Raw genomic sequence first — 12,515 nt, forward strand, 5'->3', positions numbered from 1 at the left:
ACGCCGAGGGCCGGGCCCGCACTGCGAGCCCGGCCCTCGGAACGTTCCCACGGCCTCCGCTACGACCGGGTCTGACCGGTCATCTGCCGTGCCTGGTCACGGGTCTGCTCGGTGACCTGCCGCGCCTGGTCGCGGGCCTCCTCGCCGGTGGTCCTGGTCGCCTCGGCGGCCGTCTCGCGCACCTGCTGGACCGCCTCCTTGGCGTCCTCGCCCACACGCTGGGCGGTCTCCTGGACGGCCTGCTTGACCGGCTCGACCATCTCCTCGGCCCGGTCCTTGACCTGCAGGGCCGCCCGCTCCTCCGCGGAGGTCTTGGGCAGCAGGCTCGCGGCCAGCAGCCCCGCGCCGAAGGCGATCAGCCCCGCGGCGAGCGGGTTGCCCTGCGTGCTCCGCATCGCCTGGCGCGGCGCCTCGCGCACGGTCTGGGCGGCCTGCTGCGCGCCGTGCCTGACCATCTCGCCGGCCTCCGCCGCGGTCCCGCGCACCGTCTCGCCCGCCTGCGCCGCGGCGTCGCGGACCGTCTCGCCGGCGTGCGCCGCTGCGTCGCGCATCGTCCCCGCGGCGTCACCGGCCTGGTCGCGTACCGTGTGGGTGGCGTGTGCCGGCACTCCCATCACCTTCTCCTTCACCGAGTGCGCCATCTCGCGCATGCTGTCCGTACGGCGCCGCACGATGCGCGCCGGGCTCGTCCGGTCGGCGAGCCGGTCCACGTCGGCGGCGAGTTCCGCCCGCGTGACCTCGATCTCGGCCCTTATCTCCTCTGGGCTCGCGCCCATTGCACGTCCTCCTTCAGCGTCTCGATGGTCTGCTCGGGCGTGGGGTTCACCTCGCGCATGCGCTCCCTGCCGCGCGCGAACAGGACCCCGCCGATCACCGCCCACACGACCGCGACGATGAGCGCGGCCCAGGCCAGGTCCATGACATTGCCGAGTCCGAACATCACGGCCAGCGTGACGAGAAGCGCCACCATGTATCCGGCGAAACCGGCCCCGCCGAGCATCCCGGCCGCCTTGCCGGCCTTCGCGGCCTCCTGCCGGATCTCGGCCTTCGCGAGCTCCACCTCCTGGCGGAACAGCTTGGACAGGTCCTCACCGATCTCCCCGACCAGCTTGCCCAGTGAGGGCTCGGCGGGCGGGACGGGGTAGCTCATCGCGGCTCACCTCCGGCGCCCGGCGCGCCGGGGAACCCGTCCGAGTCGCCCCGCCCGTCGGCGCGGCTGTCCCGGATCTCCTCCGACGGGTAGCGGGCGCCGGTGGTGTAGCCGGTCCCGGTGCCGTTCCGCGTCCCGTCGCCGGTACGGTATCCGTCGCCGGTCCCGTTGCCGTCACCGGTGCCGTACGACGGGGAGGCGGTCACGCCGGTCCCCGGGCCGTCGGTGCCGGTGCTTTCGCTGACCGGGGTGTGCCGGGTGCCCGTGCCGTACGTGGTGACCGGGCGGGTGCCGTACGGAGCGGACGAGGGCGACCCGGAACCGTACGCGGCGCCGCTCCCGTCGCCGGAGGCGGAGTCGTATCCAGAGCGGTATCCGGAGTCGTAGGCGGCGCCGGAGCCGGACCACCTGGCGTCATCGTCCAGGGTGCCGTTCGCCGGGCCGTTCGCCGGGCCGCTCGCGTGCGGATCCTCGGCCGAGGCGACGGCCTTGACGGCCCGCCCGACGAGGAATCCCGCGACCACGGCGCCGGCGAGGAACAGCCCCGGACGGCGCCGCGCGAAGTCCTGCACGTCGCGCACCGCGCCCTGAACGCCCTCGGTCTCCAGGTAGTCGGCGGCGCGGTGACCCCGCTCCGCGACCTGCTGGACCACTCCCCGCATCGGGGAGTCGGGCTTGGCGTTGTCGCCGATGGCCTCCAGTTCGCCGGTCCACTGCCGGATCGTGTCGGCGGCGCGCCTGCTCTGGTGCCGGGCCTGCTCGTCGGTGTGCCTGCGCAGCTGGTGGAGAACGTGCCGCGTCTGCTCCCTGGCCTCGTGGGCCACCGTCCGCGCCTGGTCCTTGGCGGTCAGCGCCACCTCGCCGGCGGCCGACTTGGCCTCGTGGGCCGTCTCCTGCGCGGCCTGCCGCACCTGCTGCGCGGTACCCGGCTGCGTGGTGCCCGCCTGTGTGGTGCCCTGCTGTCCGGCCTGCTGACGGCCGGCGTCCTGCGGCAGCTCGCTTCCCCCGGCGTATGTTCGCGTCTCGGTATGGAAGTCGCTCACTGAAGCCTCCTTGGGTCGAAATCGTCCCTGGAGCGGCGAGCTACCCCCGAAGTTCGAACGGACGCACAAATCGCCAAAAAAAGTAAAGAGCGCGTATTGACACGGTAAACGCGGCCGGGGCGGGGGCGACGCGGGACCGGCCTGTGAGGGCGTCCGGGACGTGCCCGGCATATGGCTGGGAAGTGACGACCTCTCTCGTGCCGAGGGGAACAGTGGGTGGGAGAGCGCTTTCCCAGAGCGTGGTCTCCGTCGGCCGTCCTGTCAAGGCGGGACCGCGTCATCGCCGAAACGCCCAGTTCATGCCGGTGAGACCGGCGATCGGCGGCCGGGCGGGGCAGGCAGCCGAAGGGCCGCCTCTTGACACGTCCGGCCTTCCGCGACAGTCTCCTGCTTGGAGAGCGCTCTCCAAGCCGTGGCGGCGAGGAGAGCCCGTGCGCGCGAGGCACGCCCCGGAACAAGGGGCGGCTTTCGCGCAGGCGGGGGCCGTCCGCGCCCCGCTGTCGCAGGACATGGACTGTTCACCCCCCAGGCCCCCGCCCTCGCGGGCGGGCGGTCGCACCCCGCAAGAGTGAGGACAACACCCGTGCGCAGACGCAAGCCATATCTCCTCGCCGTCGCCGGAGCCCTCGTGCTCGCCGCGACGGCCTGCGGCGCCGGCGACTCGCCGTCCACGGCCGGATCGGCCGGCGGGAGCGCGCCCCAGACGATCACCTACTGGGCGTCCAACCAGGGCACGAGCCTGGAGAACGACAAGGAGGTGCTGAGGCCCGAACTGGACAGGTTCACCAAGGAGACCGGGATCACGGTGAACCTGGAGGTCGTCCCCTGGGCCGACCTGCTCAACCGGATCCTCGCCGCGACCACGTCGGGCAAGGGCCCTGACGTGGTCAACATCGGCAACACCTGGTCGGCCTCGCTGCAGGCGACCGGGGCGTTCGTGCCGTGGGACGACGCGCTGCTCAAGACGCTCGGCGGCAAGGAGCGCTTCCTCGGCCCCAGCCTCGCCGCGACCGGCGCCCCCGGCCAGCCGCCCACCGCCGTGCCGATCTACGGCATGACGTACGGCCTCTTCTACAACAAGAAGATGTTCAAGGAGGCCGGCATCGACAAGCCGCCGGCCACGTGGGACGAGCTGATCGCGGACGGCAAGAAGCTGACCAAGGACGGCAAATGGGGGCTCGCCGTCGAGGGCGCGAGCGTCAGCGAGAACGCCCACCACGCCTTCATCTTCGGCCGGCAGCACGGCGCCGAGCTGTTCGACGCCTCCGGCAAGCCGCACTTCGACTCCGACCAGGAGACCAGGGCCATCAAGCAGTACCTCGACCTGATGGCCGTCCACAAGATCGTCAATCCGAGCAACGCGGAGTACGCCAACGGCACCGAGGCGGTGCAGGACTTCGTCTCCGGCAAGGCGGGCATGCTCATGTGGCAGTCGATCGCCACGCAGCTCAAGCAGGCCGGCTGGTCCGAGGACGACTACGGCCTGGCCCCGATCCCGCTGCCCGACCCGTCGCAGGGCGGCGAGCAGGTCAACGCCATGGTCGCCGGCATCAACCTCGCCGTGTTCAAGACGGCCGCCAACAAGGACGGGGCGCTGAAGTTCGCCCAGTTCATGACGGCCAAGCAGACCCAGCAGAACCTCAACAAGGCGTACGGCTCGCTGCCTACCGTCACGGACGCCTACGACGACCCGGCGTTCGAGAGCGAGACGATCAAGACGTTCCAGCAGATCCTCTCCACCACGGCCGCGCCGCTGCCGCAGGTGGCCCAGGAGAGCCAGTTCGAGACGCTCGTGGGCAACGCCATGAACCAGTTGTTCGCGGACGTCGCGAGCGGCAAGCCGGTCACCGAGGAGGCCGTCAAGGCCAAGCTGACCGAGGCCAACCAGCAGATGGGCGGCTGAGCGGCCCACCCACCCCCGGCGCCGGGCGGCGGCCCCGCCCGGCGCCCGCGTGCCTCCCGCCGCATGGGAAGTGCCCGGAACCCGTCGCCCTCCGGGCGCTTCCCGCCCGTTCCCGCCCCCAGCCGGGGGCTCCGTGTGCCTTTCGACGCCCCTCCGGGGGCCGCCTGCCTGATACCGAGAGGAAGTCCATGGTCGTGTCCACCACGTCCCGGCCCGGCGCGGGACGGAGACCCGCGTCTCCAGGTGGCCCTCCGCCTCCGGGCGGCCTGCGGCGCGGGATCGCCGACCGCGTCCCGGCGCGGCTGCGCCGCGTCGCCCTGCCGTACCTGCTGATCCTTCCGGCCGTGCTGCTCGAACTGCTCGTCCACCTGGTGCCCATGGTGATCGGCATCGGCATGAGCTTCCTCAAGCTCACCCAGTTCTTCCTGCGCAACTGGTCGGCCGCGCCCTTCGCGGGGCTGGACAACTACCGCGTCGCCGTCGACTTCGACGGCGCGGTCGGCCGCTCGCTGCTGCACTCGTTCCTCGTCACCGTCGCGTTCACCGTGCTCACCGTCGGGCTGTCGTGGCTGCTCGGCATCTGCGGCGCGGTGCTCATGCAGGGCTCGTTCCGGGGCCGGGCCGTGCTGCGCGCGCTGTTCCTCGTGCCGTACGCCCTGCCGGTCTACGCCGGGGTGATCACCTGGAGCTTCCTGCTCCAGCGCGACTCGGGGCTGGTCAACCACGTGCTGGTGGACCAGCTGCACCTGTTCGGCGAACGGCCGTTCTGGCTGATCGGCTCCAACAGCTTCGTGTCCCTCATCGTGGTCTGCGTGTGGCGGTCGTGGCCGTTCGCCTTCCTCGTGCTGATGGCCGGGCTGCAGAACATCTCCGGCGACCTGTACGAGGCGGCGGCGATCGACGGCGCGGGCTGGGGCCGGCGGCTGCGCGCGGTCACGCTGCCCATGCTGCGCCCCGTCAACCAGGTGCTCGTCCTGGTGCTGTTCCTGTGGACGTTCAACGACTTCAACACGCCGTACGTGCTGTTCGGCAAGTCGGCGCCGCACGAGGCGGACCTGATCTCGATCCACATCTACCAGAGCTCGTTCGTCACCTGGAACTTCGGCTCGGGCTCGGCCATGTCGGTGCTGCTCCTGCTGTTCCTGCTGCTGGTGACGGCCGTGTACCTGATCGCGACGTCCCGGAGGAGGAGCGATGCGTGAGCCCCGCTGGCTGCCGTGGGCGCGGTGGATCGGCCTCGGCCTGCTCGGCCTGTTCACCCTGACCCCGCTGTACGTGATGCTGACCTCGGCGATCAAGCCGCTGCGGGACGTGCAGGGGGACTTCCAGTGGATCCCCACGACGATCACCCTGCGCCCGTTCGCCGACATGTGGCGGACGGTCCCGCTGGCCCGCTACTTCGCCAACAGCATCGTCGTGGCGTCGGTGGCCGCGCTGGTCTCGGTGCTCATCGCGATCTTCGCGGCGTACGCGATCAGCCGCTTCCGCTTCCCCGGACGCCGGATCTTCTCGGTCACCGTGCTGTCGACGCAGATGTTCCCCGGCATCCTCTTCCTGCTCCCGCTGTTCATGATCTACGTGAACCTCGGGACCGCGCTCGGGGTCGAGCTGTACGCCAGCCGCACCGGGCTGATCATCACGTACCTGACCTTCTCGCTGCCGTTCTCGATCTGGATGCTGGCCGGCTACTTCGACTCGATCCCGACGGCCCTGGACGAGGCCGCCCAGGTCGACGGCAGCGGCCCCGTCGGGGCGCTGCTGCGCGTCGTGCTCCCCGCCGCCACCCCCGGTATCGTGGCCGTCGCGATCTACGCGTTCATGACCGCGTGGGGGGAGGTGCTGTTCGCCTCGGTCATGACCGACGAGACGAGCCGCACCCTCGCCGTCGGCCTGCAGGGGTACGCCACCGAGAACGACGTCTACTGGAACCAGATCATGGCGGCCTCCCTGGTCGTCAGCGTCCCCGTGGTGGCGGGGTTCCTGCTGCTGCAGCGCTATCTCGTGCAGGGCCTCACCGCGGGCGCCGTGAAGTGAACGCCCACCATCACCACCATCGAACCAAGGAGAACCAGCGAATGGAGCCGCAGCGCGGCCACGCCCCCGATGTAACCGCTTTCGACGACTTCGTCTGGGGCGTCGCCACCTCGGCCTACCAGATCGAGGGCGCGGCCCTCGAGGACGGCAGGCTGCCCTCGATCTGGGACACCTTCTGCAAGGTGCCCGGCGCGATCGACGGCGGCGACACCGGAGACGTGGCCTGCGACCACTACCATCGGTGGCGCGAGGACGTCGGCCTGCTCCAGCGACTCGGCGTGGACGCCTACCGCTTCTCGGTGGCCTGGCCCCGTGTGGTGCCCGACGGCACCGGGCCGGTGAACCCGCGCGGGCTGGCCTTCTACGACCGCCTCGTGGACGCCCTGCTCGACGCCGGCATCCGGCCGTTCGTGACCCTCTACCACTGGGACCTGCCGCAGGCGCTGCAGGACCGCGGCGGCTGGCCCGAGCGCGACACCGCGCAGCGCTTCGCCGAGTACGCCGCCGTCGTGGCCGAACGGCTCGGCGACCGCGTCGCCGACTGGACGACGATCAACGAGCCGCTGTGCTGCTCCTGGCACGGGCACCTGGAGGGCTCCATGGCCCCCGGGGTGCGGAACCTGGAGGCGGCCGTGCGCACCTCCTACCACCTCCACCTCGGGCACGGCCTCGCCGTGCAGGCCGTACGGGCCGCCGCGCGGCTGACGCCGTCGATCGGGATCGTCAACAACCTCAGCCCGATCGACCCCGCGACCGACAGCGAGGAGGACCACGCCGCCGCGCGGCGCCTCGACGGGCACGTCAACCGGTGGTGGCTCGACCCGGTGACCGGCCGCGGCTACCCGGAGGACATGCTCGCGGTGTACGGCGTCGACCTGCCGATCCGGCCGGGCGACCTGGAGACGATCGCGACGCCGCTCGACTACCTGGGCGTGAACTACTACTTCCGGCAGGTCGTGACGGCCGACCCCGGGGGGCCCGTGCCGTACGCGCGGCAGCTGGAGGTGCCGGGGGCGACGACCACGGCCATGGGCTGGGAGGTCGACGCGACCGGCCTGGAGCGCCTGCTGGTCCGCCTCACCCGGGAGTACGCCGCGCCCCGCCTGTACGTCACCGAGAACGGGTCGGCCTGGCCCGACACCGTCGGCGCGGACGGCGCGGTCGACGACCCGGAGCGCCTGGCCTACCTGGAGGACCACATCGCGGCCTGCGGCCGGGCGATCGAGCAGGGGGCGCCGGTGGCGGGCTACTTCGCGTGGTCGCTGCTGGACAACTTCGAGTGGGCCTACGGCTACGACAAGCGGTTCGGCCTGGTGCACGTCGACTACGAGACCCAGGCGCGGACCGTCAAGGCGAGCGGCCGCCGCTACGCCGAGATCATCGCGGCGGGCAAGCGGCTGCGGGTGGCCTGACCGACGCGGCGCCGGTGGTCCGTCAGGCCGACTCGCGGACCACCAGCGCCGGCTGCACGATGACCGAGGTGACCCGGAAGTCCGGGTCCGCGACGTGCGCGAGCAGCAGGCGGGCCATCTCGGCGGCCATGTCCTCCATCGGCTGGCGCACGGTCGTCAGCGGCGGGCGGCAGGCGGCCGCGGCGCTGTCGTCGAAGCCGACCACCGCGACGTCCTCGGGCACCCGGCGCCCGAGGTCGCGCAGGGCGAGCAGCGCGCCCTGCGCCATCAGGTCGTTGGCGACGAAGACGCCGTCGATGTCCGGGTGCTCCTTCATGAGCCGGTGCATGCCGGCCTCCCCGCTCGCGGGCATGAAGTCGCCCTCCACGGCCGGCACGTACGGGTGGCCGTGACCGGCCATGGCCTCCTGGAATCCCGACAGCCGGTCCTGCGCCGCGGGGACGTCGAAGGGGCCGCTGATCGTGGCGACCCGCCGGCAGCCGCGCGCCACCAGGTGGTCGGCCGCCAGCGCCGCGCCGGCCCGGTGGGCGAGGTCGACGTAGCTGATCGGAATCGGCCGGGCGGGCCGCGCCCACAGCACGGCGGGCACCCCGGCGTCCACCAGCAGCTTCGGCAGCGGGTCCTCGCCGTGCGTCGAGACGACCAGGGCGCCGTCGGCGCTGCCCTGCCGGAGGAAGGACACGACGTCCTCGCGGGTCTGCGCCGAGTCCGCCAGCATCAGCACCGGATGGATGCCCCGCGGCCGCAGATATCCCACCACCCCGCTGGCCACCCGCCCGAAGAACGCGTCGGCGAAGACGCGGGACTCGAACGGCTCGCCGCCCTTCGCGTCGCCCGCGCCGGAGACGACCAGCGCCACCGCTCCCGTACGGCGGGTGACGAGGGACCGGGCGGCCCGGTTCGGCACGTACCCGGTCGTCGCTATGGCCCGGTGCACGGCCTCCTGGATCTCGGGCGCCACATTGCGGATACCGTTGATCACGCGCGAGACGGTCGCCCGGGACACCCCCGCCACGCGGGCCACGTCCTCGAGTGTGGGAGTTCCCGAGAGCGGCGGAAGTTCGCTGGTCATGCAGCCATTTATAGCACGGAGGGGGAGAGCGCTCTCCGGTGCCGACCGGCCGTCCCGCACCCGCCCGACATGTGAGGAGGAGCGACGCGAATGCCCGGCCTACTGGTCCTTCGACCCGTCACGGAAGCCGATCTGGACGCCTTCGACGCGGCCTTCCAGAGCGAGAGCGGGGCGACGCCGTACCAATGGTTCGGCTTCACCCCGACCGCGGGGCTGCGCGAGGCCCTGCGCACCCGCGGGCTGCTGGCGGGAGCCGACAACATGCTCGCCGTGACGGTGGACGGCGAGCTCGCCGGGCGGGTGGAGTGGCTGGAGCGGCGCTGGGGCCGTCGCGACACGTCGCTGTGCTGGGAGATCGCCGTCGGCCTGCTGCCGGACTGGCGCGGCCGGGGCGTCGGGACCCGAGCCCAGTGGGAGCTCGTCCGCTATCTCTTCACGCACACCCGGGTGGAACGCGTCCAGGCGACCACCGATCCGGAGAACAGGGCCGAGATCAGATGCTTGGAGAAGATCGGATTCCGCCTGGAGGGCGTCGTACGGCGTGCGCAGTGGCGCGGCGGGCGCTGGCACGACCAGCTCCTCTACTCCGTCCTCAGGGACGAGTTCGAGCCGGTGGGCTGACCCTGGCGGTGCCGGCTCACCATGGGGGCGGTCACCGCGCCGGAAGGACTCTCCGGTCCTCATGCCCCTCGGCTCGGCTTCCCGGTCCGGTGGAGGTCCGCGCGCGTCCTTCCTTGACCACGGTGGCGAAACGGGAGGCCACCTCACCCCAGGAGGCCCGCGAGAGCGGGTCGTCGGCCACGGCGGCGGCGTACAGCTCGTCGAGGTCGAGACCGCGCCGGCGGGTGTACTCGACGTCCCACTGCCGGATGCGTCCGGGCCGCACCTCCGGGTGGAACTGCACGCCCCAGGCGCGGTCGCCCAGCCGGAAGGCCTGGTAGGGGCAGCGCTCCGTCTCGGCCAGCCAGACCGCGCCCGGCGGCAGGACCGTGATGGCGTCGATGTGGTTCTCGATCGCCGGGACGACGGCGGGCAGCCCGCCGAAGACCGGGTCGTCCGCCGCCTCGGCGCGCATGGTGATCGACGTGCTGCCGTGCTCGGGCGCCCCGGCGTCGCCCTGGACCGTCCCGCCGCCGATCGAGGCCAGCATCTGGCCGCCGAGGCAGATGCCGAAGAACGGCACCGGCCCGGCGAGGGCCTGCTCGACGAGGGCGCGGGTGGCCGGCAGCCAGGGCGCCCTGTCGTCGTCGTCCGGGAGGTAACCGCCGCCGAGCACGAGCAGGCCGTCGTGCTCCAGCCGCGGCGGGAGGGCGGACCCGTCGAAGGCGGTGACCACGTCGACGGCGACCCCGGCGGCGGCCAGCCACTCTCCGAACCGCCCGGGACCCCCGTTCGGTCCGTTCTGTACGGCGAGCACACGCGGCGTCTCCGGCATGAGGCCCGACTCTACCGCCCCCGTCCGCGCGCCCATTTCGCTTCTCCCACGGCGCAACCACGGCTTCCCCGTATTCAGGTGATCTTGCCGCCATGGCGGAGGCACAATGGGGCATGCCCACGACTCGTCTCACCGGCGCGATCCGCCTTCCCGACGGCACCTGGGTCCGCGGACGCGGGCTGTGGCGCCCCGCCCCGGCGGGCGAGCCGCCCGAGTACGGCCTCTACCTCGGCGGCCCGCGGCTCAGGCGCAAGCACGATCAGGCCCTCCTGTGGACGCACGAGTGGATCGACTGGCCCGACTTCCTGCTGCCCCGCGACCGGGAGCAGGCGATCGGCCGCATCCGCGAGCTGCACGAGCACGCCCGGGCGGGCCGCCGGGCGGAGGTCGCCTGCGGCGGGGGAGTGGGACGCACCGGCACCGTCATCGCGTGCCTGGCCGTCCTGTCGGGCCTGCCCGCCGACCAGGCCGTCGCCTGGGCGCGGGCCGAGTATCACCCGAAGGCCGTCGAGACGCCCTGGCAGCGCCGCTGGGTGCTGCGGTTCCCCGGCTCCTGACGAAGACGGCGCCGCCCGCGAGGCGGACAGCGCCCGGAGCGCCGTGAGGGTCACCACGGCGCCGCGCGCGAAGAGCACGGACGTGAAGGGGAGCGGGCGAGGCGTGGCCGGGCCCGGTCCCCCGAGCGCGATGCGGGTGTGTTGCGCGCCGACCGGGAGGCCGGTTTCGGCTGTCCGAAATCCGTATGGTTGGGTTCCCTTGTGCTTGTCGACGTGCTCGGGTTGGCCGGGATCGGCCTGGTCGCCGGGATCGTCAGCACGGTCGTGAGCCTGGCTTCGATCGTGTCGTACCCCGCGCTGCTGGCCTTCGGCCTGCCGCCGCTCACCGCGAACGTCACCAACACGGTCGCGCTGATGTTCACCGGAGTGGGGGCGGCGGCCGGGTCGCGGCCGGAACTGGCGGGGCAGGGGCGTCTTCTCGCCCGGCTCGGCCTCGCCACCGCGCTGGGCGGGGCGACGGGCGCGGCGCTGCTGCTGGTCACGCCGTCGCGGACGTTCGAGGCGGTCGCCCCATGGTTGATCGCGGGCGCCTCGCTGCTGCTGTTGCTGCGCCCGCCCCGCGCGGGACGGGTGCACCTCGGCGGGGAGAAGGGCCTGGCCCTGCGCGTGGGCGCCTTCTGCGTCGCCGTCTACACCGGCTACTTCGGCGCGGCCGGCGGCATCATGATGTTCGCCGTGCTCGCCGCGGCGCTCGACCGCCCCGCGGCCGGGGTCAACGCGGTCAAGAACGTCGTGGGAGCGTTCGCGAACGCCGTCGCGGCCGTCTGGTTCGCCCTGTTCGGTCCGGTCGACTGGGCGGCGGTCGGACCCCTGGCGGCGGGGTTCCTCGTGGGCGGGTGGCTGGGCCCGGCGGTCGCCCGCCGCCTGCCCGGCGACACGCTGCGCCTCACCGCGGCCCTGTGCGGTCTCGCGGTCGCGGTCAAGCTCGGCGTCGACGTGTACGGCGGCTGAGCGGGTTCACCGAGAGGGCGTGCCGGGGGACGCGTCCGCCGCGACGGCCTCGGCGTGCCGGGCGCGCAGGCGATCCCGGATCTCCTCCGGCGTGTACGCGCGCCTGCGGCGCTCGGCCCGGGCGATCACCACACCGGTCGCCGCGACACCCGTGAAGGCCGCCAGACCGAGTATCTTCCACCACCGCATGTGCCTAGGCTACTGCCGTGGCTCATACGCGCATAAGCCTCGACAAGGCACTCGAACTGGCCCGTACCGGTGACGTCTGGGTGTTCCGAGGACGCAGCGTCCCGGACCGCGCCATCCAGGTCACCACCAACAGCCCGGTCAACCACGTGGGCATGGCGGTGGTCATCGAGGATCTGCCGCCGCTCATGTGGCACGCCGAACTCGGCCGGTCGCTGCCCGACATGTGGTCGGGCACCCACCAGCGCGGCGTCCAGCTGCACGACATGCGCGACGCGGTCTGCGTCTGGGCCGCGAGGTACGGCCAGCGTGCCTGGCTGCGCCAGCTGGAGCCGGGCGCGAGCAGGGAGATGGAGGACGCCGTCCTGCGGACGATCGCGCGGCTGGACGGCACGCCGTTCCCGTCCACGGCCCGCCTGGCGGGACGCTGGCTCCGCGGGCGGCTCCCCGCGCTCCGGCCCGCGGCGTGGCGCGGGCTCCGGAACGCGGAGCGGCGGACCGCCCGCGACAGGGCACTGGAGACCGCCTACTGCGCGGAGGTCGTCGCCGTGACCTACGAGGCGATGGGCCTGCTGCCCGAGGGCCGCCGCCCGAACTGGTACGACCCCGGCAGGTTCTGGAGCGGCGACAACCTCGTTCTCGGCGAGGGGCACCGGCTGGGCGGCGAGATCGCGGTCGACGTTCCCGGCGGCGAGGCGCCCTGACCGCCCGGCGCGGTGTCCCCGGCGGTGCGGGCGCCCGCACCGTGCGTCTCGATAACGCCCCGGCGAAG

The 12,515-nt window shown here is 72.8% G+C and carries 14 protein-coding genes; 8 read left to right on the forward strand and 6 right to left on the reverse strand.

The features are described from left to right. Window positions 1-59: 59 nt before the first annotated feature. From ACWEQG_RS22550 to ACWEQG_RS22560, 3 genes are read right to left on the reverse strand one after another with little or no spacing between them, the layout of a single operon-like run. Window positions 60-776, reverse strand: a complete 717-nt coding sequence (locus tag ACWEQG_RS22550; RefSeq protein ID WP_452287407.1) for a DUF3618 domain-containing protein — start codon at window positions 774-776, stop codon at window positions 60-62. Beyond that, entirely contained in the window at window positions 752-1,150 is a 399-nt protein-coding gene (locus ACWEQG_RS22555) for a phage holin family protein (protein ID WP_363469481.1), read from the reverse strand. Before ACWEQG_RS22555 ends, ACWEQG_RS22550 begins: the two co-directional genes overlap by 25 nt. Next, a complete protein-coding gene (locus tag ACWEQG_RS22560; RefSeq protein WP_452287409.1) occupies window positions 1,147-2,193 on the reverse strand; it encodes a hypothetical protein in 1,047 nt (348 codons plus the stop codon). Before ACWEQG_RS22560 ends, ACWEQG_RS22555 begins: the two co-directional genes overlap by 4 nt. A 583-nt stretch (window positions 2,194-2,776) precedes the next feature. On the opposite strand from ACWEQG_RS22560, the gene ACWEQG_RS22565 reads away from it, so the two are divergent. The 4 genes from ACWEQG_RS22565 (at window position 2,777) to ACWEQG_RS22580 (ending at window position 7,542) form a co-directional block, all read left to right on the forward strand. Further along, window positions 2,777-4,096, forward strand: a complete 1,320-nt coding sequence (locus tag ACWEQG_RS22565) for an ABC transporter substrate-binding protein (RefSeq protein WP_452287411.1) — start codon at window positions 2,777-2,779, stop codon at window positions 4,094-4,096. 194 nt (window positions 4,097-4,290) lie between these two features. Beyond that, window positions 4,291-5,298: a carbohydrate ABC transporter permease gene (locus tag ACWEQG_RS22570; RefSeq protein WP_452287413.1), complete on the forward strand. Its 1,008-nt coding sequence runs from the start codon at window positions 4,291-4,293 to the stop codon at window positions 5,296-5,298. Beyond that, entirely contained in the window at window positions 5,291-6,130 is an 840-nt protein-coding gene (locus tag ACWEQG_RS22575; protein ID WP_363473264.1) for a carbohydrate ABC transporter permease, read from the forward strand. Before ACWEQG_RS22570 ends, ACWEQG_RS22575 begins: the two co-directional genes overlap by 8 nt. A 41-nt stretch (window positions 6,131-6,171) precedes the next feature. Further along, window positions 6,172-7,542 carry a GH1 family beta-glucosidase gene (locus ACWEQG_RS22580; RefSeq protein ID WP_452287415.1) on the forward strand — a complete coding sequence of 457 codons (1,371 nt, stop codon included), beginning with the start codon at window positions 6,172-6,174 and terminating at the stop codon, window positions 7,540-7,542. A gap of 22 nt (window positions 7,543-7,564) precedes the next feature. On the opposite strand, the gene ACWEQG_RS22585 is transcribed toward ACWEQG_RS22580, so the two are convergent. Continuing rightward, complete coding sequence (locus ACWEQG_RS22585) at window positions 7,565-8,614, reverse strand: LacI family DNA-binding transcriptional regulator (RefSeq protein WP_363473260.1); 1,050 nt, start codon at window positions 8,612-8,614, stop codon at window positions 7,565-7,567. A gap of 90 nt (window positions 8,615-8,704) precedes the next feature. Between ACWEQG_RS22585 and ACWEQG_RS22590 the strand changes: the two genes are divergently transcribed. Continuing rightward, window positions 8,705-9,235, forward strand: a complete 531-nt coding sequence (locus ACWEQG_RS22590; protein WP_452287417.1) for a GNAT family N-acetyltransferase — start codon at window positions 8,705-8,707, stop codon at window positions 9,233-9,235. 31 nt (window positions 9,236-9,266) lie between these two features. Here ACWEQG_RS22590 and ACWEQG_RS22595 read toward each other — a convergent pair whose 3' ends face one another. After that, entirely contained in the window at window positions 9,267-10,049 is a 783-nt protein-coding gene (locus ACWEQG_RS22595) for a type 1 glutamine amidotransferase (RefSeq protein ID WP_452287419.1), read from the reverse strand. 113 nt (window positions 10,050-10,162) lie between these two features. On the opposite strand from ACWEQG_RS22595, the gene ACWEQG_RS22600 reads away from it, so the two are divergent. Beyond that, complete coding sequence (locus ACWEQG_RS22600) at window positions 10,163-10,606, forward strand: protein-tyrosine phosphatase family protein (RefSeq protein ID WP_452287421.1); 444 nt, start codon at window positions 10,163-10,165, stop codon at window positions 10,604-10,606. Window positions 10,607-10,807: 201 nt separating this feature from the next. Continuing rightward, window positions 10,808-11,557, forward strand: coding sequence for a sulfite exporter TauE/SafE family protein (locus ACWEQG_RS22605; protein WP_452287423.1), 750 nt, complete (start codon window positions 10,808-10,810; stop codon window positions 11,555-11,557). 6 nt (window positions 11,558-11,563) lie between these two features. Here the strand turns inward: ACWEQG_RS22605 and ACWEQG_RS22610 are convergent, their stop codons facing one another. After that, window positions 11,564-11,746 carry a hypothetical protein gene (locus ACWEQG_RS22610; protein ID WP_452287779.1) on the reverse strand — a complete coding sequence of 61 codons (183 nt, stop codon included), beginning with the start codon at window positions 11,744-11,746 and terminating at the stop codon, window positions 11,564-11,566. A 17-nt stretch (window positions 11,747-11,763) separates the two neighbouring features. On the opposite strand from ACWEQG_RS22610, the gene ACWEQG_RS22615 reads away from it, so the two are divergent. Beyond that, window positions 11,764-12,447 carry a hypothetical protein gene (locus ACWEQG_RS22615; protein ID WP_452287425.1) on the forward strand — a complete coding sequence of 228 codons (684 nt, stop codon included), beginning with the start codon at window positions 11,764-11,766 and terminating at the stop codon, window positions 12,445-12,447. Window positions 12,448-12,515: the final 68 nt, after the last annotated feature.

This window comes from Microbispora sp. NPDC004025 (assembly GCF_053604425.1).

Coding starts and splice junctions, on each gene's coding strand:
- ACWEQG_RS22550 (WP_452287407.1), bottom strand. CDS start 776: ATGGGCGCGAGCCCAGAGGAGATAAGGGCCGAGATCGAGGTCACGCGG.
- ACWEQG_RS22555 (WP_363469481.1), bottom strand. CDS start 1,150: ATGAGCTACCCCGTCCCGCCCGCCGAGCCCTCACTGGGCAAGCTGGTC.
- ACWEQG_RS22575 (WP_363473264.1), top strand. CDS start 5,291: ATGCGTGAGCCCCGCTGGCTGCCGTGGGCGCGGTGGATCGGCCTCGGC.
- ACWEQG_RS22580 (WP_452287415.1), top strand. CDS start 6,172: ATGGAGCCGCAGCGCGGCCACGCCCCCGATGTAACCGCTTTCGACGAC.
- ACWEQG_RS22585 (WP_363473260.1), bottom strand. CDS start 8,614: ATGACCAGCGAACTTCCGCCGCTCTCGGGAACTCCCACACTCGAGGAC.
- ACWEQG_RS22590 (WP_452287417.1), top strand. CDS start 8,705: ATGCCCGGCCTACTGGTCCTTCGACCCGTCACGGAAGCCGATCTGGAC.
- ACWEQG_RS22595 (WP_452287419.1), bottom strand. CDS start 10,049: ATGCCGGAGACGCCGCGTGTGCTCGCCGTACAGAACGGACCGAACGGG.
- ACWEQG_RS22600 (WP_452287421.1), top strand. CDS start 10,163: ATGCCCACGACTCGTCTCACCGGCGCGATCCGCCTTCCCGACGGCACC.
- ACWEQG_RS22610 (WP_452287779.1), bottom strand. CDS start 11,746: ATGCGGTGGTGGAAGATACTCGGTCTGGCGGCCTTCACGGGTGTCGCG.